This window comes from Pseudomonas sp. zfem004 (assembly GCF_032621715.1).
In the GTDB taxonomy this organism is placed as follows: Bacteria; Pseudomonadota; Gammaproteobacteria; order Pseudomonadales; family Pseudomonadaceae; genus Aquipseudomonas; species Aquipseudomonas sichuanensis.
In genome coordinates this window covers 1-20,010 of the sequence record NZ_JAVYJF010000040.1, presented here as the reverse complement: position 1 = coordinate 20,010, position 20,010 = coordinate 1, and the positions used below count along the sequence as shown (strand labels likewise).

General features: G+C 67.0%; 9 protein-coding genes. 3 read left to right on the top strand and 6 right to left on the bottom strand.

All coding sequences use genetic code 11. The annotated features are described in order from the left end of the window. Positions 1-56: 56 nt before the first annotated feature. From RTH46_RS25690 to RTH46_RS25675, 4 genes are all read right to left on the bottom strand, one after another. Complete coding sequence (locus tag RTH46_RS25690) at positions 57-1,082, bottom strand: AbrB family transcriptional regulator (RefSeq protein WP_316906915.1); 1,026 nt, start codon at positions 1,080-1,082, stop codon at positions 57-59. Then, a complete protein-coding gene (locus RTH46_RS25685) occupies positions 1,075-2,589 on the bottom strand; it encodes a tripartite tricarboxylate transporter permease (RefSeq protein WP_316906914.1) in 1,515 nt (504 codons plus the stop codon). Before RTH46_RS25685 ends, RTH46_RS25690 begins: the two co-directional genes overlap by 8 nt. A gap of 3 nt (positions 2,590-2,592) precedes the next feature. Continuing rightward, positions 2,593-3,051 (bottom strand): tripartite tricarboxylate transporter TctB family protein, encoded by a 459-nt coding sequence (locus RTH46_RS25680; protein ID WP_316906913.1) that lies wholly within the window; start codon positions 3,049-3,051, stop codon positions 2,593-2,595. 68 nt (positions 3,052-3,119) lie between these two features. Next, positions 3,120-16,064 carry a non-ribosomal peptide synthetase gene (locus tag RTH46_RS25675; RefSeq protein ID WP_316906912.1) on the bottom strand — a complete coding sequence of 4,315 codons (12,945 nt, stop codon included), beginning with the start codon at positions 16,062-16,064 and terminating at the stop codon, positions 3,120-3,122. Positions 16,065-16,385: 321 nt separating this feature from the next. On the opposite strand from RTH46_RS25675, the gene RTH46_RS25670 reads away from it, so the two are divergent. Further along, positions 16,386-16,913, top strand: coding sequence for an RNA polymerase factor sigma-70 (locus RTH46_RS25670; RefSeq protein ID WP_153786564.1), 528 nt, complete (start codon positions 16,386-16,388; stop codon positions 16,911-16,913). A gap of 78 nt (positions 16,914-16,991) precedes the next feature. Here RTH46_RS25670 and RTH46_RS25665 read toward each other — a convergent pair whose 3' ends face one another. Beyond that, positions 16,992-18,002 carry a GNAT family N-acetyltransferase gene (locus tag RTH46_RS25665; protein WP_153786563.1) on the bottom strand — a complete coding sequence of 337 codons (1,011 nt, stop codon included), beginning with the start codon at positions 18,000-18,002 and terminating at the stop codon, positions 16,992-16,994. A 63-nt stretch (positions 18,003-18,065) separates the two neighbouring features. After that, a complete protein-coding gene (locus RTH46_RS25660) occupies positions 18,066-18,866 on the bottom strand; it encodes a transporter substrate-binding domain-containing protein (protein WP_153786562.1) in 801 nt (266 codons plus the stop codon). Positions 18,867-19,044: 178 nt separating this feature from the next. Here RTH46_RS25660 and RTH46_RS25655 point away from each other — a divergent pair, with 178 nt between their 5' ends. Further along, positions 19,045-19,596 carry an exonuclease domain-containing protein gene (locus tag RTH46_RS25655; RefSeq protein ID WP_153786561.1) on the top strand — a complete coding sequence of 184 codons (552 nt, stop codon included), beginning with the start codon at positions 19,045-19,047 and terminating at the stop codon, positions 19,594-19,596. Positions 19,597-19,669: 73 nt separating this feature from the next. After that, a complete protein-coding gene (locus RTH46_RS25650) occupies positions 19,670-19,954 on the top strand; it encodes a pyrimidine/purine nucleoside phosphorylase (RefSeq protein ID WP_153786560.1) in 285 nt (94 codons plus the stop codon). The last annotated feature ends 56 nt before the right edge of the window (positions 19,955-20,010 follow it).

The following is a 20,010-nucleotide window of genomic DNA, read 5'->3' as shown; positions in this document are numbered from 1 at the left end:
CGGGGCAAGCCCGCTCCCACGGAAGTTGTGGGAGCGGGCTTGCCCCGCGATGGGGACTAGGACTTGGCCCAGCGCCTGAACAACGGCTCGGCCAGAAACAGCACGAACAACAACCGCATCACCTGCAACGCCGTCACCAGTGGCACCGACAGTTGCAGGGTCTCGGCCGTGAGGCTCATCTCGGCAATCCCCCCCGGCATCATCCCCAAGGTCAGCGAACGCAGGTCCAGGTGGGTAAGCAGGCTCAACCCCCAGGCCGCGCCCCCGGCAACCAGCATGCACAGGGCCGTGGCCAGCAAGGTCCGGCCGAGGAACGACGGCGCCCGGCGGAAAAACGCGCGGTTGAAGTGGCAAGCCAGGCCGCTGCCGATCAGCCACTGGCCGATCTGGCTGGCGCCATTGGGCAGACCGATCTGCAGGTTGCCGGCCAGGCTCACGCTCGCCGCCACCAGCAACGGCCCGAACAACCATGGGTTGGGTTGGCGCAGCCGTTGCCAGATCAGCGCGACCACCACGGCCAGCGGTGCGATCAGGGCCAACCAGCCCCAGCTGACGCTACCGGCGTGGTTCAGCGGCACCCCATCACCCAGCAACAGCTTGAACAGCGCCGGCACGCACAGCACCACCGCCAGCACCCGCAGACTCTGAGCGGCCGCCACCTGGCTGAGCACCGCGCCATTGCGCGCGCCAAGATTGACCATTTCTCCCGAGCCACCCGGCATGCTGGCAAAGAACGCCGTGGCGCGGTCCTCGCCGGTACGCCGCAACAGCCACACGCTGATCACGCTGGACAGCGTGGTGAACAGCGCGCCGAATAAGATCAGCGCGAAATGATCGGCAACCTGCTCGATTACCGCCGGGGTGAAGTGCAGGCCGATACCAACGCCGATGATCCACTGCCCGCACTTGCGGCCATTGGGGATTTCGCTCAGCTGCCAGGGGGTCAGGCAGCGCACCAGGATGATCGCCAGCAATGCACCGACCATCCACGGCAAAGGCCAGCCGACCTTGCTGGCGGCAAAACCGCCAGCAAGACCGACCAGCCCGGTGGCCCAGAACAAAGGGAGACCGCGATCAGGCATCCGCCATCGTCCGGCGCTGTTGGGCGCGTTTGCGCCAGATGCGCAGCAGCGGCAGGGTCAGCATCAACACCGTCAGCACCCAGACCGACATGCTGATCGGGCTCGACCAGAGGATGCCCAGCTCGCCGTTGGAGATCGACAGCGCGCGGCGCAGGTTCTGCTCCATCAGCCCACCGAGGATGAAGCCCAGCAGGATCGGCGACAGCGGGAAGTCCAGCTTGCGCAGGATGTAGCCCATGATGCCGATGCCGACCATCAGGAACAGGTCGAAGGTGGTGGCATGCACGGCGTACACGCCGATCGCGGTGATGATCGCGATCACCGGCACCAGCGCCCAGTTCGGCACGGCGAGGATGCGGGTGAACAGGCGGATCATCGGGATGTTCAGGATCACCAGCATGATGTTGGCGATGAACAGCGAGGCGATCAGGCCCCAGACGATGTCCGGCTGCTGTTCGAACAGCAGCGGGCCCGGGGTGATGTTGTACAGGGTCAGCGCGCCGATCATCACCGCGGTGGTGCCCGAACCCGGCACGCCCAAGGTCAGCATCGGCACCAAGGCGCCACAGCAGGAAGCGCCGATGGCGGTTTCCGGTGCGGCCAGGCCACGGGCGTCGCCCTTGCCGAACTTGCCTTTTTCGCCGGCAAGGCGCTTTTCGGTCATGTAGGCCACGGCGCTGGCCAGGGTTGCGCCGGCACCCGGCAGCACACCCATGACGAAACCGAGCAGGCCGCAGCGGATATTTACCACGAACACCGAGGCCGCTTCCTTGAAGTTGAACAGCATGCGCCCGGTGGCCTTCACCGCCGCGTGGCCATGGTGGGTCTTCTCCAGCAGCAGGAGGATCTCGCTGATCGAGAACAGCCCCAGCACCAGCACCACGAACTGGATGCCGTCGGCCAGGTGCACGCTGTCGCCGGTGAAGCGGTACACGCCACTGTTGGCATCGATACCCACCGCCGACAGGAACAGGCCGATCAACGCGGCGATGAAGGTCTTCAACGGCTTGTCGCCGGCCATGCCGCCTAGGGCGACGATGGCGAACACCATGAGCACGAAGTACTCCGCCGGGCCGAAGGCGATCGCCCATTTCGCCAGCAGCGGGGCGAACAGCACCATGCCGCAGGTGGCGATGAAGGCGCCGATGAACGAACTCCAGGCCGACAGCGACAGCGCCACACCGGCCAGGCCCTGACGGGCCATGGGGTAGCCGTCGAGGGTGGTCATCACGGTGGAGGCTTCACCGGGGATGTTCAGCAGGATCGAACTGATGCGCCCGCCGTATTCGCAGCCCAGATAAACGGCGGCCAGCAGGATCAACGCAGACTCCGGCGGCAGGCCGAGGGCGAAGGCAATGGGAATCAGCAGGGCCACGCCGTTGATCGGGCCCAGGCCCGGCAGCAGGCCGACCACGGTGCCGATCAGGGTGCCGGTGAGGGCGGTGACCAGGTTGTACGGGCTCAGCGCGACGCCGAAGCCCTGGCCGAGATAGCTCAAGGTATCCATGTGTCAGTTCTCCAGTACGCTCAGCAGGCCAAGGGGCAGGGGCACATCCATCACGCGGTCGAACAGCCAGTAGAGGAACACGCTCATGCCCACCACCACGAGGGCGCTGTGCAACCAGCGGCCGCCGTACAGGCGGGCCATGGGGATGCCGACCAGCACGGCGCTGAGGATGAAGCCCAGGGCCTCGAAGGTGCTGGCGAAGACGATCAGAAGGCCCACGCAGGCGCTGATCTTGATCAGGGTTTCGCGGTCCAGTTCAGGCTCGTCGTCCTTGCGTACGATGGGCGTGGGACGGATGGCCAGGTACAGCAGACCCAGGCCCATCAGGCCGAGCATCAGCAGCGGGAAGGCGCGCGGGCCCACCGGTTCATAGGAGAAGGCGGCCTGGTAGGGCCAGGCCATCACGGCCAGGATGGCGCATATCGCCAGCAGGACCAGGGCGAAGAGGGGTTGCAGGATCATGGGAGAATCCTCATGGTCGGGGGGCCGTGGGAGCGGGCTTGCCCCGCGATTGCATTGCCTGGATGTAGTTAAAGCGCCTCCAGCTCCGCCATCAGATCACTCAACCGATCCACCTTGTCCTCATCCAGTGCACTGCCCTGCAGCCCCTGCACATAAGCCGCCAGCTCCTCCACCGTGCTGCACTCGAACATCGCCCGCAGCGGCACATTGAGCGACAACGCCTTCTGCACCCGCGAAGCGATCTGCGTGGCCAGCAGCGAGTGCCCGCCCAACTCGAAGAAGTTGTCGCGCACACCCACGCGTTCGGCCTTGAGCACGTCGGCCCAGATGCCGGCCAGGGTCTCTTCCAGCTCGCTGCGCGGCGCCAGGTAGTCCTGGCTGTGCTGGCCGCCGATATCGATGGCCGGCAGCAGCTTGCGGTCGAGCTTGCCGTTGGCGTTGTGCGGCAGGCTTTCGAACCAGCCCCAGTGCAGCGGCACCATGTACTCCGGCAGTTCGGCACGCAGGCGTTGCTTGAGCTGGTCGAGCAGCGCGGCATCGGCTTCGACACCTTGATGGGCCACCAGGTAGCCGACCAGGTGCTTGCCGTTGACGCCTTCCTGCACACCCACGGCGGCATCGCGCAGCTCGGGCTGTTCGTGCAGGCGCGCCTCGATCTCGCCCAACTCGATGCGGTAACCGCGGATCTTCACCTGGTGGTCGATACGACCGACATATTCCAACACCCCGTCCGGACGGCGACGCGCCAGGTCACCGGTGCGGTACAGGCGTTCGCCCGGCGCACCGAACGGATGTGGGATAAACGCCTGCGCCGTGCGCACCGGGTCGCCGACATAGCCGCGGCCCACCCCGGTACCGGCGACGCACAGCTCGCCTACCGCCCCCAGCGGTACCAGTGCCTGATCCTCGCCCAGCAGGTACAGGCGGTTGTTGTCGGTCGGCGTGCCGATCGGCAGGTAGCTGCCCTGGGTCGATTCAAGATCGACGCGGAAGAACGCCACGTCGTCCGAGCACTCCGCCGGGCCATAGGCGTTGACCAGGCCAATGGCCGGATAACGCTGCAGCCACTGCGCGGCCAGCTCCGGCGGCATCGCCTCGCCGGTCGGCAGCATCCAGCGCAGGCCGTCCAGCGCCTGGTGATCGTTGGCCAGCATGCCCTGGATCAGCGATGGCACGCTTTCCAGCACGGTGATGCCGGTGGCCTGCACATGTGCCAGCAAACCTTGCGGATCATGCGCGATGGCGTTGGGCACAATCTCAACCGTGGCGCCGAACAGCGGCGCGGCAAGGAACTGCCAGACCGAGATATCGAAGCTCTGCGAAGCGGTCTGGGCGATCACGTCCTGCTCGTCCAGCACCAGGTACGGCACCTTGCTCAGCTGGTTGTTGAGCATGCCGCGCTGCTCGACCATCACGCCCTTGGGCAGGCCGGTGGAACCGGAGGTGTAGATCACATAGGCCAGGTTGTCCGGCGCGCTGTGGATGCCCGGGTTGTGGCTGGCCACATTGCTCGCCTGCACCTCTTCCCACACCAGCAGTGTCGGCCGTACCGCGCCCGCCACTTCGTCGAGCAACTGTCGCGCCTGTTCGGCACAGGCCGCGCTGCACACCAGCACCGGGGTGCGGCTCAGTTCGACGATGCGTTGCAGGCGTGCCGATGGCAGGCCTGGGTCCAGCGGCAGGTAACCGGCACCCGCCTTGAAGCTGCCGACGATCATGCCCAGCAGCGCCAGGCCACGCTCGGCCAGCAGTGCCACCGGCTGGTCGATGGCCACACCGGCCGCGACCAGGGCGTGACCCAGGCGGTTGGCCGCCAGGTTGAGCCCGGCGTAGTCGAACGACGCCTCCAGGCAACGGGCGACGGTGCGCTGCGGATGCGCGGCGACCCGCGCTTCGAACAGTTCGATGTAGCTCTGTTCCAGCGGGTAGGCGTGCTCGGTGCGGTTGCAGTCGTCCAGCAGGAAGCGCTGTTCATCCGCGCCCAGCAGCGGCAGTTCGCCTACCTCGCCTTCGAAGCCGTCCACCAGCGCCAGCAGCAGGCGCTTGAACTCGCCCAGCAGGCGCTCGACGCTCGGGTAGTCGAAGTAGCGCTGGTCGAACGACAGGTGCAGGCCAAGGTCATCGCCCGGGTAGCACACCGCGGTCAGCGGGAAGTTGGTATGGGTACGGCCCGAATCGGAGCTGGCGTTCAGATGCTGGGCGTGATCGAGCACGGCGGTTTCCACCGGGGCGTTCTCGAACACGAACAGGCTGTCGAACAGCGGCTGGCCCTTGGGCAGTTCGCTGCACTCCTGGATCGCCACCAGCGGCAGGTATTCGTACTCGCGCAGCTGCATATTGCGGTCGAGCAAACCTTGCAACCACTGGCGCACGCTGCGCCGTTCGCCCGGCTGCGGCAACTGCACACGCAGGGCGATGCTGTTGATGAACAGCCCGACCGTGCGCTGCATTTGCGGCAGGCTCACCGGGCGCCCGGCCACGGTGACGCCGAACACCACGTCGCGCTCGCCGCTGCAGCGGGCCAGGGTCAGGGCCCAGGCCGCCTGGGCGAAAGTGTTGACCGTCAGTTGGTGGGCTTGGGCCAGTTCACGCAGGCGGGCACCTTCAGTGACGTCCAGGCGGGTGTAGCAGTCGCCGACCACCATGCCGTCACCGGCGTGGTCATGGCGCAACGGGCGGTCGCTGGGGATTGCCGTGGCACGTTCGAAACCGGCCAGGTTGGCCTGCCACCACTGGCGCGCCTCGCCCAGGTCCTGGCGTTGCAGCCAGCCGATGTAGTCGCGGTAGCGCGGCGGCACCGGCAACTGCGCCTGGCGGCCTTCACCGAGGGCCTGATAGAGCTCGAAGAAGTCGTTCATCAGCAGCGAGCGGCACCAGGCATCGATGAGGATGTGGTGGTTGCTCATCATGAACCAGTAGCGCTCATCGGCCACGCGCACCAGGCGCAGGTGGAACGGCGCCTCGCGCAGCAGCTCGAAGCCGGCCTCGCGTTCCTGCTTGTGCAGGGCTTGCAGGCGCGCTTCCTGGGCGTCGTCGTCGAGGCCGCGCCAGTCCTGGTAGTCCACCGGCGTGTTGCCGGCCTTGTGGATGATCTGCAGCATCGCCTCGCCGGCGTTCCAGCTGAACGACGCGCGCAGCGCTTCATGGCGGGCGACCACGGCCTGCCAGGCCTGGGCGAAGCGCTCGGGGTCGAGGGCGCTGTTGATGCGATAGCGGTCCTGCATGTAGTACAGGCCGGTGCCCGGCTCCAGCAGGGTGTGCAGCAGCAGGCCTTCCTGCATCGGGGTCAGCGGGTAGACGTCCTCGATCTGCGCGGCGGGCACCGGCAGTGCGTCGATCTGCTCCTGGGTCAGTTGCGCCAGGGGGAAGTCCGACGGGGTGAAGCTGCCGTTGCCATCGGCCAGGCAATGGCCGACCAGCGCCAGCAGTTCCTGGCGATAGGCTTCGGCCAGGCTGGCGATGGTGGCCTCGTCGTAGCGCTCGGCGCTGAAGCTCCAGCGCAGTTGCAGGGCACCGCCGTACACCTGGCCATCCACGCTGAGCCAGTTCGGCAACGGCGCGTCCAGATCATGGGCCAGGCCCGCCGGCTCATCCAGCGGCTGGAACAGCGCGGCCTGGTCGAACTGCTGGTCGAACTGGCCGAGGTAGTTGAAGGTGATGCGCGCCTGAGGCAGCGCCGCCATGCGCTCACGGCCGGCGTCATCGGCCAGGTAGCGCAGCACGCCGTAACCCTGGCCTTTGTGCGGCACCTGGCGCAGTTGCTCCTTGATGCGCTTGATCGACGCCGCGCGGGCCACCTCGCCTTCGGCCATGTCCGGGCTCAGGCTCAGCGGATAGGCGTTGGTGAACCAGCCGACGCTGCGGGTCAGATCCATGTCTTCGAACAGCCCGTCGCGGCCATGGCCTTCCAGTTGCACCAGCACCTGCTCGTCACCGGTCCAGCGGCACAGGGTGCGCGCCAAGGCGGTCAGCAACAGGTCATTGACCTGGGTGTGGTAGGCCGCCGGCGCCTGTTGCAGCAACTGGCGGGTCTGCTCGACATCGAGTTCGATGGCAAGGCTCTGGGCATGGCGATGCAGGTTGCCGCCCTGGGGGTGATCGCAGGGCAGTTCATGGCGGGCGCTGCCCAGCTGGCGTTCCCACCAGCCCAGCTCGTCGCGCAGCGAATCGGAGCCCGCATAGCTGGCCAGACGTGCAGCCCAGTCGCCCATGGCGTGGGTCTTGGCGGCCAGGGTTTCACCGCGATACAGCGCTTGCAGGTCTTCGAGCAGCACACGCCAGGACACGCCATCGACCACCAGGTGATGGATCGCCAGCAGCAGGCGCTGGGCGCCCTGGCCGTCGCTGACCAACAAGGCGCGCAGCAGCGGGCCTTGCTCCAGATCGAGGCTGCGTTGCACGTCGCTGTACAGCGCCTGGCAGTCGTTGAAGTCGGCCACGGTGGCGGTCCACAGCAATGGCTGGGTGTGCGGCTGGGCATACTCGCCCTGCCAGCGGCCCTGGGCCTGGCGGAAGCGCAGGCGCAGGCTGTCGTGGTGTGCCACCAGCGCGGCCAGGGCCTGTTCCAGTTTTGCCGCCTGCAGCGGCTGGCGCGCTTCGAGCAGCACGGCCTGGTTCCAGTGCTGGGGTTGCGGCACTTCGCTGTCGAAGAACCAGTGCTGGATCGGCGTCAGGCCGCTGCGCCCCTGGCGCGGGCCCTGCTCGATGTCGCTCGGTGCTTCGCTGCGGGTGACCACGGCGGCCAGGGTCTGGATGGTCTGGTGCTGGAACAGGTCGCGCGGGGTGAACTGCAGCCCCAGCTGGCGGGCGCGGCTGACCACCTGGATCGACAGGATCGAGTCGCCGCCCAGTTCGAAGAAGTTGTCCTGCACGCCGATGCGCGAGACGTTGAGCACGTCGCGCCAGATCTGCGCCAGTTGCGTTTCCAGCTCGTTGGCCGGGGCCTGGTAGTGCTGGCGCGCCTGCTCAAGGTCCGGCGCCGGCAGCGCACGGCGGTCGAGCTTGCCGTTGCCCATCAGCGGCAGGCTGTCGAGCAGTACCAGGTGCGCCGGGACCATGTAGTCCGGCAAGTGCTGACGGGCGTCGGCCTTGACCGCCTCGCGCAGCGAGGCCTGGGCATCGCTGTCGGCCTTGGCCTGCGCGCACACCAGGTAACCCACCAGCTGCTTGCCGCCCGGCAGGTCAAGGGCCAGGACCACCGCCTCATCGACATCGGCATGTTCCTGCAGACGGCTTTCGATTTCGCCCAGCTCGATGCGGAAGCCGCGGATCTTCACCTGTTGGTCGGCGCGGCCGACGTATTCCACCAGGCCATCGGCGCGCAGGCGTACCAGGTCGCCGGTGCGGTACAGGCGCCCGCCGTCGTGGCTGAACGGGTCGGCGACGAAGCGCTCGGCGCTCAGGCCCGGGCGGTCGTGGTAACCCTGGGCCAGGCCGGCGCCGCCGACGTACAGCTCGCCGATGCCGCCTTGCGGCAGCAGCGCCAGGTCTTCGTCGAGGATATAGGCGCTGCGGGCACCGATCACCCGGCCGATCGGCACGCTGCCGGCGTCGCCTGGCAGTTGCTCGGGGGCCAGGCAGGCCAGCGGCATGACCACGGTTTCGGTCGGGCCGTAAGCGTTGAAGAACTGCTGCGGGGTAAACGCCTGGCGAATGCGTTGCAGGTGCTCGCCCGTCAGTGCCTCGCCGCCGGTGATCACCAGGCGTACCGGCAACTGCTCGCCCTGCCCGGCCAGGTACTGGGCCAGCTGGCTGCCGTAGCTCGGGGTGAAGCCAAGGATGCTCACCTGTTGCTCGCGCACCAGCTGGCAAATCTCTTCGGCGCCCCATTGGCCCTGGGCGCGCAGCACCACGCGGGCACCGCACAGCAGCGGCGTCAGCAGGCGTTCGCTGGCGGCGTCGAAGTTGATCGAATAGAAGTGCAGCTCGCAGTCGTCGCTGCGCATGCCGAACTCGGCGATCACCGCCTGGCAGTGCATGGCGATCTCGCCATGGCTGACCACCACGCCCTTGGGCTTGCCGGTGGAGCCGGAGGTGTAGATCAGGTAGGCCTGGTGCTGCGGCAGGTTGAGGTTGTCCAGCGGCGCGTCGCTGTAGGCGGACAAGCGCGCGGCATCGTCCTCCAGGTTCCAGCTGGCCACCCCTGCGGGCAACTCGCCCAGGGTTTCGAGCAAGGCGCGCTGGCCGATCAGCAGACCCAGGCGGCTGTCTTCGATCATGTAGCGCAGGCGGTCGAGCGGGTATTCCGGGTCCAGCGGCACATAGGCGCCACCGGCCTTGAGGATGGCCAGCAGACCGACCACCATCTCCAGCGAGCGCTCCAGCGCCAGGCCCACCCGCACCTGCGGGCCGACACCGCGCTCGCGCAAGGCGCGGGCCAGGCGGTTGGCCTGCTGGTCGAGTTCGGCGTAGCTCAGGTGTTGGCCTGCGAAGGTCAGCGCCAGCGCGTCGGGCGTGCGTTCAGCCTGGGCGGCGAACAGGCCGTGGAGCGTCTGGTTCAGCTCGAAGTCCTGCTGCCCCTGCAACTGGCCCACCAGTACTTGTTGCTCGGCCTCGGCCAGCATCGGCAACTCGCACAGGCGCTGCGCCGGGTTGTCCAACAGCGCTACCAGCAACTGCTGCCAGTGCTCGGCCATGCGTGCGATGCGCGGTTCGTCGAACAGGTCGCGGCTGTAGGTGAAGCAGCAGCCCAGGCGGCCATCGAGGTCGGTGACCTCCAGGTACAGGTCGAACTTGGTGGCACTGGCGTCGTTGACCAGGTAGTCCACCTGCATGCCCACCAGCTCACGGCTTTGCTGGAAGGCCCAGCGCTGCACGTTGCACATCACCTGGAACAGCGGGTTGTAGGCGCTCGAACGCGGCGGCTGCAACGCTTCGACCAGTTGATCAAACGGCAGGTCCTGGTGCGACTGGCCGTCGATGATGGCGCTACGCACCTGGTCGAGCAGCGCGCTGGCGCTCATCTGCCCGTCCATCTCGCAGCGCAGCACCTGGGTGTTGAGGAAGGCGCCGATCAGCCCTTCGCTTTCCGGGCGGATGCGGTTGGCCACCGGCGCGCCGATGCGCAGGTCGCGCTGGCCGCTGTAGCGGTGCAGCAGGGCGGCCAGGGTGGCGGTCATGGTCATGAACAGGGTCAGGCCGCGCTGGCCATTGAAGGCATGCACGCGCTTGACCAGCGCAGGGTCCAGGTCGAAACGGTACAGCTCGCCGCGGTGGCTCTGCACCGCCGGGCGCGGGCGGTCGGCCGGCAAGGCCAGCACCGGGTGCTCGTCGCCCAGGCGGTCTTTCCAGTAAGCCAACTGGCGCGCGCCCTCGCCGCTTTCCAGCCACTGGCGCTGCCAGACGCTGTAGTCGAGGTACTGCACCGGCAGCGGCGCCAGCGGTGATTCGCGCTCGTCGACGAAGGCTTCGTACAGCTCGCCCAGTTCGCGGGCGAAGATGTCCATGGCCCAGCCTTCGGTGACGATGTGGTGCAGGGTCAGCACGAAGTAATGCTCGCGCTCGCCGGCCTTGACCAGGCAGGCGCGCAGCAGCGGGCCGCGCGCCAGGTCGAACGGCTGGTGCGCCTGGTCGTCGGCCAGTTGCTGCAGGCGTTGTTGGCGGGCAGCGTCGGGCAAGGCACTGAAGTCATGCCACTGCGGTTGCAGGTGGCTGTCGTCGTCCACGCACTGGTAGGCCTTGCCGTCAATGCTGGGGAAGGTGGTGCGCAGGGTTTCGTGGCGCACGATCAGCGCCTGCAGGGCACGCTCGAAGGCGTCCACATGCAGCACGCCCTGGAAGCGGGCCATGCCGCCTACGTTGTAGGCCGGGCTGTCCGGCTCCATCTGCCAGAGGAACCACATGCGCTGCTGCGAGTACGACAGCGGCACCGCCTGACGGCGATCGACCCGGGCGATGGCGCCTTGCAGGTTGCGCTCGCCGCTTTCACGCAGGCGGGCGATCTCGGCGCAGAACGCGCCCAGCTCGCTGGCCTCGAACAAGGCCTTGAGCGGCAGTTCGACATCCAGTGCCTGGCGGCTGCGCGAGACGATCTGGGTGGCCAGCAGCGAGTGGCCGCCGAGGGCGAAGAAGTCGTCGTGCAGGCCGACCTGGGGCAGGTTCAGCACCTCACGCCAGATCGCCGCCACCTGCTGTTGCAGTTCGGTTTGCGGCTCGACGTGTTCACGCTGCTGCCACACCGGAGCCGGCAGTGCCTTGCGATCCACCTTGCCGCTTGGGCCGAGAGGCATCTGCGCCAGGTGGATGAGTTGCGCCGGCACCATGTAGGCCGGCAGGCGCTCGGCCAGGGCAGCGATCACGGCGTCGGTCTGTTCGATGCCGCTGTAGTAGCCGACCAGCTGGGCGCCGACGGCGTCCTTGTGGATCAGCACCAGTGCCTGCTCCACACCCGGTTGCGCCAGCAGCACGGCCTGCACTTCCTCCGGCTCCACACGGAAACCGCGCACCTTCACCTGCTGGTCGAGGCGCCCGAGGTACTCCAGGGATTCACTGCGCACGTGCCAGCGGGCACGGTCGCCACTGCGGTACAGGCGTGCGCCATCACCGTCCGGCTGCGGCACGAAGCGCTCGGCGGTCAGGCCAGGGCGGCCGAGGTAGCCACGGGCCAGGCCGGCGCCACCCAGGCACAACTCGCCCGGTACGCCTGGCGGGGTCAATTCGAATTCATCGTCCAGCACCCGGCACAGCACGTTGCCCAGCGGGCGGCCGATCGGCGAGCGCTCGCCGTCGCTGGCCTGGCAGTGCCAGTGGGTGACGTTGATCGCGGTTTCGGTCGGGCCGTAGCGGTTGTGCAACTGCACCTGGGGCAGCAGTTGCAGCACGCGGTCGCGCAGGGCCGCGCTCAGCGCCTCGCCCCCGGAGAACAGCCGGCGCAGGCTGGTGCAGGCAGCCGCCAACGGCTCTTGCACGAACACCTGCAGCAGCGGCGGCACGAAGTGCAGCGTGGTCACGCCGTGCTGCTGGATCAGCTGGGCAATGCGCTGTGGGTCGCGGTGCTCGCCAGGGCCGGCCAGCACCAGCTTGCAGCCGGTGATCAACGGCCAGAAGCACTCCCACACCGACACGTCGAAACTGATCGGCGCCTTCTGCATCAGCACGTCGCTGTCGTCCAGCGCGTAGGCCTGCTGCATCCACTGCAGGCGCTCGGCCAGGGCCGCGTGGGTGTTGCCCACGCCCTTGGGCTGGCCGGTGGAGCCGGAGGTGTAGATCACGTAGGCGAGGTTGTCACCGTGCAGGTGCAGGCCCGGGGCCTGGCTTGGCCAGCTGTCCAGGTGCAACTGGTCGAGGGCGATGGCGCTGACGCCGTCCACCTGCGGCAAGGTTTCGAGCAGGCTGCTGTGGCTGAGCAGCAGGCCGGCGTTGCAGTCCTTGAGCATGTAGGCCAGGCGTTCGGCCGGGTAGTCCACGTCCAGCGGCACGTAGGCGCCGCCGGCCTTGAGGATGGCCAGCAGGCCCACCAGCAGCTGCGGCGAACGCTCAAGGGCGATGGCTACGCAGGTGTCCGGGCCGACGCCTTTGTCACGCAGGTAGTGGGCCAGGCGGTTGGCCTGCTGGTGCAGCTCGGCGTAAGCCAGCTGGCCGCCGTCCCACACCAGCGCGGTGTGCTCGGGGGTCAGGCGGACCTGTTCGTTGAGCTGCTCGACCAGCAGCTGTTGCGGCTGCGCGGCCGGGGCCTGGCCCCAGTGCAGCAGTTGCGCGCGGCTCGGTTCATCGAGCAGTTGCACCTCAGCCAGCGCCAGCTGCGGCTGGGCGCAGACTTGTTCGAAGAACGCCAGCAGATGGTTGGCCAGGCGCTTGACGGTGGCCGCCTCGAACAACCCGGCGGCGTAGTCGAAGGCCAGGGTCAGGCGGCCCTGGTGGTCTTCCTCGCTGTGCAGTTGCAGGTCGAACTTGGCCTCGCGGCTGTGCCATGGCAGCTCTTCGGCCAGCAGGCCGGGCAAACGGCGCAACGCCGAAAGGTCGCGCTGCTGGTGGTTGAACATGACCTGGAACAGGCCCTGCTCGCGGGCCTGCGGCAGCGCCTCGACCAGTTGCTCGAACGGCAAGTCCTGGTGGGCCTGGGCTTCAAGGGTGGCCTGGCGCACCTGGCTCAGCAGTTGCGCGAACGGCAGGCGGCCATCGAGCTTGGCGCGCAGCACCTGGGTGTTGATGAAGAAGCCGACCATGCCCTGGGTTTCCAGGCGCGGGCGGTTGGCATTGGGCACACCAACGCGGATCTCGCCTTGGCCGGTATAGCGGTGCAGCAGCGCCTGCCAGCCGGCCAGCAGCACCATGAACAGGCTGGCCTGCTGGTCGCGGGCCAGGTCCTTGAGCGCCGCACCCAGTGCGTTCGGCACCTTGACGCTGTGGCGCGCGGCGCGGGTGTGCTGCTGGCTGGCGCGAGGCTGGTCGGTGCACAGGTCGAGCACCGGCAGTTCATCGCCCAGCTGCTGCGTCCAGTAGTCGAGCTGGCGGGCGCTTTCGCCGTCGGCCAGCCACTGGCGCTGCCAGGTGCCGTAGTCGGCATAGCCCAGTGGCAACTCAGGCAACTGCACCTGCCCTTGCGCCGCGTACAGGCGGGCGAACTCGTCGAGCAGGATGTTCAGCGACCAACCGTCGGCGACGATGTGGTGCAGGGTCACCCACAGCTGGTGCTCTTCGTCATCCAGGCGGGCCAGGGTCACCCGCAGCAGCGGGCCTTGGCGCAGGTCGAACGGTCGCTGCGCTTCGTCCTCGCGGCGCGCGGCCACCTCGGCGGGCTCCAGCCCTTCGAGGTCGCAGTGCTGAAGGCTGAAAGCAAGGCTCGGCAGGATGCGCTGCACGGCTTGGCCGTCGACCTCGTCGAACACCGTGCGCAGGGATTCGTGGCGCGCCACCAGGGCTTGGAAGCTGGCCTGCAGCGCGGCCTGGTCCAGCTCGCCGCGCAGGTGCAGGCCGGCGGGGATGTTGTAGGCGGCGGACGCAGGCTCCAGCTGCCACAGCAGCCACAGACGGTTCTGCGCCAGCGACTGGGGCAAGGCCCGGTCGCGGCCTTGGGTTGCGATAGCGCCGGCAGCCTTGCCACCTTCGGCGAGGATGGCCGCCACCGCGGCACTGTATTCAGCCAGGGTCGGTGCTTCGAACAGGGTACGCAAGCTCAGCTGGATGCCCAGCTCGTCGCCAAGGCGCGCGGTAACCTGGGTGGCAGCGATCGAGTTGCCGCCCAGCAGCAGGAAGTGATCATCCGCCGCCACGGCTTCGACCTTGAGCAGTTCACGCCAGATACCCGCGATGCGTGCTTGCAGGTCGCTGCCGGCAACGTCCGTGCTGTGCTGCGCTGCGGCGGACGGGAAGCGTGCGTAGCAATCCAGGCTGCCGTCGTTCATGCGCAGGCGGCAGGCCGAGCGCTGCAGCTTGCCGCTGGAGGTCTTGGGCAGCGCGCCGGGGTTGAGCAGCAGCACCGCCGCCGGGGCCTGGCGACAGGCGTCGGCGATCACCCGGCGCAGGGTGTTGATCAACGCCTCGGGCGTGTGCGCCTTCTGCACGTTGCGGCTGATCTCCACCGCCACGCCGATGCCCTCCTCGCCCTGGTCGTCGACGGCGAACACCGCCACCCGGCCTTTGCGCAGCACGTCCACTTCACGCTCCAGGGTCTTTTCCAGATCCTGCGGGTAGAGGTTCTGGCCACGGACGATGAGCATGTCTTTCAGGCGCCCGGTGACGAACACTTCGCCGTCACGCATGAAACCCAGGTCGCCGGTACGCAGCCAGGTCTGGCCATCCATTTCGACGAAGGTGCGTGCGCTGGCTTCGGGGTTGCGCCAGTAACCATGGGCGATGCTCGGGCCGCCGGCCCAGATCTCGCCCACCAGGTTGTCGCCCAGCACCTGCAGCTGCTGCGGTTCGACGATGCGCACGGCGTGGCCTGGCTGCGGGTAACCGCAGCTCATCAGCACACTGCCCTGGCCCGGCTCGGCGCGGTTGGCGGCGAACGCCTCGGCGTCCAGCTCCAATGCGCCGATGCCCTGGCCACGGCGGCTGCCGCTGACGAACAGGGTGGCCTCGGCCAGGCCGTAGCTGGCGAAGAAGCTGCTGGCCTGGAAGCCGCAGCGGGCGAATTTTTCGGCGAAGGTGTCGAGGCTGTCCTGGCGGATCGGCTCCGAGCCGGAATAGGCCACGCGCCAGCGGCTGAGGTCGAGCCCGGCCAGGGCGGCTTCGCTGACCCGTTCGCTGCACAGGCGGTAGGCGAAGTCCGGGCCGCCGCTGATGGTGCCGCCGTACTCGCTGATGGCCTGCAGCCAACGTTGTGGCCGGGCGAGGAAGTAGCCGGGCGACATCAGCACGCAGGGCACGCCGCTGAAGATCGGTTGCAGCAGGCCACCGATCAGGCCCATGTCGTGGTACAGCGGCAGCCAGCTGACGATCACGTCGTCGGGGTTCAGGTCGATGCCGAAGCCCTGGCGGATCAGTTGTTCATTGGCCACCAGGTTGCCATGGCTGACTTGCACGCCTTTGGGCAGCGCGGTGGATCCGGAGGTGTACTGCAGGAACGCAATGTCGTCATTGGCCAGCGCAGGTTCACGCCATTGTTCGGCCAGCTGTGGGTCAAGGCTGTCCACGGCCAGCAGCACCGGGGCATTTTCCCCGACCAGCGCTTCCAGGCCCTGCAAGCTTTCACACAGCGCCCCTACCGTCAGCAACAGGCGCGGCTGCGCGTCGTCGATGATCGACAGCAGCCGTTCCTGGTGGTGCTGGCGGGCGGATTCCGGCGGGTAGGCCGGCACCGCGATCACCCCGGCATACAGGCAGCCGAAGAACGCCGCGACGTAGTCCGGGCCGCTGGGGAACAGCAGCACGGCACGCTCACCGAAACCGGCACGGGCCTGCAACGCGGCGGCAATGATGCGCGCGCGCTGGTCGAGGTCCCGGTAGCTGAGCACGGCCTGCTCGCCTGGCGCATCGGCCAGAAAGCGCAAGGCGATGCGCTCCGGGGTCTGCTCGGCGCGTTGCGCCAGGGCCTGGACCAGCGAGTGCGGGAGTTCGAAGGCGTCCGTCATGGAATGTTCCTGCCAGTGTCTGGTTGAGTCGTGCCGGGGCTGTACCGCGCCAAGCTGGCGGGCAGCGCTGGGCAGCCGGATGTACACAGGGGAACGGATGGACAGGGGAAGAAATTAGCCCCGCCGGGCAGCGGGTAGAGGCGCTGGGGCCTGCGACGGTTTGAAGCAGTTCACAGTGTTCGGCTTAGAACCATATGGAATGCTAAATCATTAACTTTCGTATTTGACAATCATTATCATTATGAATAGTTTGTCGCACGTCGTAGGAAGCCTCCCCATGGGATGTGCTCCCTTTCCCCTCTGAGACAAGGTGAAAATTCCATGGCGGAACAACTGTCCACAAGTAAGTGCGATTCACCGCTGCTCCAGGCGTTCGTCGACAACCGCAGCATCCTGGTCAAGATCGCCGCGCGCATCACTGGCTGCCGTTCGCGCGCCGAGGATGTGGTGCAGGACGCGTTCTTCCGACTCAGCGCCGCGCCGCAGATCACCTCTTCGTTCAAGGCCCAGCTCAGCTACCTGTTCCAGATCGTGCGCAACCTGGCCATCGACCACTACCGCAAGCAGGCGATGGAGCTGAAGTACTCCGGCAGCGAGGAGGAAGGGCTGAACGTGGTCATCCAGAACGCCTCGCCCGAAGCCACGCACATCAACCTGGCCACCCTCGAACACATTGCCGAAGCGCTCAACGAGCTGCCCCAGCGCACCCGTTACGCCTTCGAGATGTACCGCTTGCATGGCGTGCCGCAGAAGGACATCGCCAAGGAACTGGGGGTGTCGCCGACGCTGGTCAACTTCATGATCCGCGATGCCCTGATCCATTGCCGCAAGAGCAGTCGCCAGGTCTGATGCCGTCATCGCGGGTCAAGCCCGCTCCCACGCATGCACCACCAGCAGCGTGGGAGCGGGCTTGACCCGCGATTGCTTTCACGAAAGCTTGCACCGATCGAAGAACCGCTCCCGCCCCAGGATCATCAACGCCGCCCGCTTGTGCGGGAAATCGAACTCTTTCTCGCAGTGGAAGCACTGATCGTGCATGTAGCCGATCATCTTGCCGTTGTCGGCACGCGGCTCGGCCACCACTCGCTGGGTGCGCGGATCGTCGAGGAACAGGTAGTGCACCAGCGCCGACAACCAGCTGGCCACTTTGTGCGGGCCGCGATGCGTCTCTTCGCCCACCAGCATGTGGATGCCACGGTCGTAATCGTCAGCCGGGTAGAACGGCGCGATGCGATCTTCCTTGGCCCAGTACGCCTCGAAATAGGCGAACGGCTCGTCGTCGAAGCAACCGATCAAGGTCAGGGTGTGCGGGTCCTGCTCAAGCTTGGTCAGGTACTCGCGGTGCTGTTCGAGCGAGCCGCCCTCCTGCCAGAACTGCTCCACGCGCGGATTGTTCTGCCAGCGGTTGAAACGCTCCAGGTCCTGGCCGATTTCCAGGGTGCGCAGCGAAACCCAGGCACCCAGACGCGCATCGAAGCGCCGGTACACCTCACCGCGTGGTTTTGGCGCACGGCGCGGGTGACGCTTGCCGTTGCTCAACTGCATCTGCTGCGGATACACCCCGGCCAGCGACTCGCCGAGCCACGGCTGGGGCAGTTGCCAGAACAGCGTGCGCTCGCACAGGTAACGACCCGGCGCCTCGTCGGGCAGCAGCAAGCCGCTGGCGACGGCCTGCGGTATCGGTTGCGGCAGGTGCCAGGCCAGGCGCTGACAGGCCGGGTCGCGTGACAGCAGCCAGTAGCAGGCGGCCCACAGGGCCTGCTCGGGGCGCTCGGGGCAAATCTGTTGCAGGTGGGCTTCAAGGGTTTCGCCCGGCACCAGGCGCAGGCTGATGAGGGGGCGCCCTTCCAGGGTCAGGCTCAGGCGGCAATCGCCTTCGTCGGCCTGCAGGCTGCGCCAGCGTGGCGCGCAAAGGGGCGTAGCGGCATCTAACGGCATGTCAGGGCTCACAGGAAATGAAAGAAAGGCTCACTCCTGAAAACGTCTTCATGCCCTGCCAATTTAGTCGTGAGGCGCTTCGACCGTGATCTTGTAGGGCTGGAAGATGCGCACCAGCTCACCGTTTTCGCGCAGCCGGCGCAACAACGCGGTGAAGCCTTCGGGGCTGATCGGCGCATCCGGGCGCAACAGTGCGTAGTGGTGGTAGATCTGGTCGACCCGCTGCGAGGCCATCAGTTGGCTGATGCTGGATGGGTTGCGCTTGAGGAAGTCACTCAGGTAGGAGCGCGTGACCAGGGCGATGTCGGCCCGCCCGCGCTCGACCATGGACAGGTTGCTGTCGTGGGAGTAGGTCAGGGTCGCCTGATAGCGCTGCCTGAGCAGGACCGGGTCGGGCTCGAAGTCGGCGAAGGCATAGTGGTAGCCGTTGAACAAGGCCAGGCGCTTGCCGTGCAGGTCATCGAAATAGTGCTGGTCACGCCCCGGCTGTTGGCGCGTGACGAAGATCTCGGCATCTTCCAGCCCCATGTCCACGGTGGTGTGCGCGATGCCCTGCCAGCCCCACTGCGGGTTTTCGAAAATCGCCATGTCGGTGCGGCCTTGCTGGAAATCGCCAAAGCGCCGGGGGATCGAGGTGGGCACGAGCACGAAGCGGTAGTCGGCCTGCAGCTCGTTCAACGCCTCCACCAGTTGCGGCAACAGGCCGGTATCGGCGCCCTGCTCGGGGCGCACGGTGTAAGGCGGGAAATGCGCCGCACCGATCTTCACCTCGACCGCCTCACCCGCCCAGGCTGCCGCCGTCAGCGACAATGCGGCGAACAACAGCACAGAGCAACAGAGCTTGAGGCTGGGCAGAGGGATCAAGTCGAGACACTCGTCACGGGTAGTGGCCTGGATGCACCTAAGCTAGGCGTTTTCCCAGGCGTGCACAACCGCCGGATATGCCAAAGTGCCAGTGGATGTCGCGCGCCCCGACATTGGCTACCCTTTACGGGCCCGCCTGTGAGAAGGCGGGCTACCGCGTATTGATAGGGAGCCTGGCATGGGCCACTGGTTGGTGATCGACCTGGAAGCCACCACCGACAACGGCGGCTGGCCGGTCACGGAGATGGAAATCATAGAAATCGGCGCGAGCCTGGTCACCCGTGAGGGGCGCGAGGTGGACCACTTCCAGCGTTTTGTACGGCCCCGGCGGCGGCCGCAACTGACGCCGTTCTGCCGCGAGCTGACGCACATAAGCCAGGCCGATGTCGATGCCGCCGAGCCCTTCGGCACGGTGTGGGGCGCGTTCGAGCGTTGGCTGGGTGATTACCAGGCGCAGTTGCAGGCCTGGGTCAGTTGGGGCGACTACGACCGAAAACAGCTGCTGCAGGAGTGGCAACTGCATCACCAGCGCAGCCTGCTCGAACAGCTGCCGCACATCAACCTCAAGCAGCGCTTTGCCAAGGCCCGCCACCTGCAGCGGCCGGCGGGTCTCAACAGCGCCTTGCAACTGGCCGGGCTGCAGTTCAGCGGCCAGCAGCATCGCGCGCTGGAAGACGCGCGCAACACCGCCCGGCTGCTGCCGTTGAGCCTGCCGGTGGGCGGCGCCTGAAACAGATGACGCAAGGGCGGGCCTTGGGCATACTGGCCAGCCCTTTTTTCATCCCCTTTTTCAGGAGTCGCCCATGTTCAAGGTCAATGAGTACTTCGATGGCACCGTCAAGTCGATCGCCTTCGAAGGCAGCGAAGGTCCGGCTACCGTTGGCGTGATGGCCCCGGGCGAGTACGAATTCGGCACCGCCAAGCGCGAAATCATGCACGTGGTTTCCGGTGCGCTGATCGTCAAGCTGCCAGGCAGCGAAAACTGGGAAACCTTCAACGCTGGCGACAAGTTCAATGTTGCCGCCGACAGCAAGTTCCAACTGCAGGTGAAGGTCGATACCGCCTACCTGTGCGAGTACCGCGACTAAGCTGACGCCCTCATCGCGGGGCAAGCCCGCTCCCACGTGGGAGCGGGCTTGCCCCG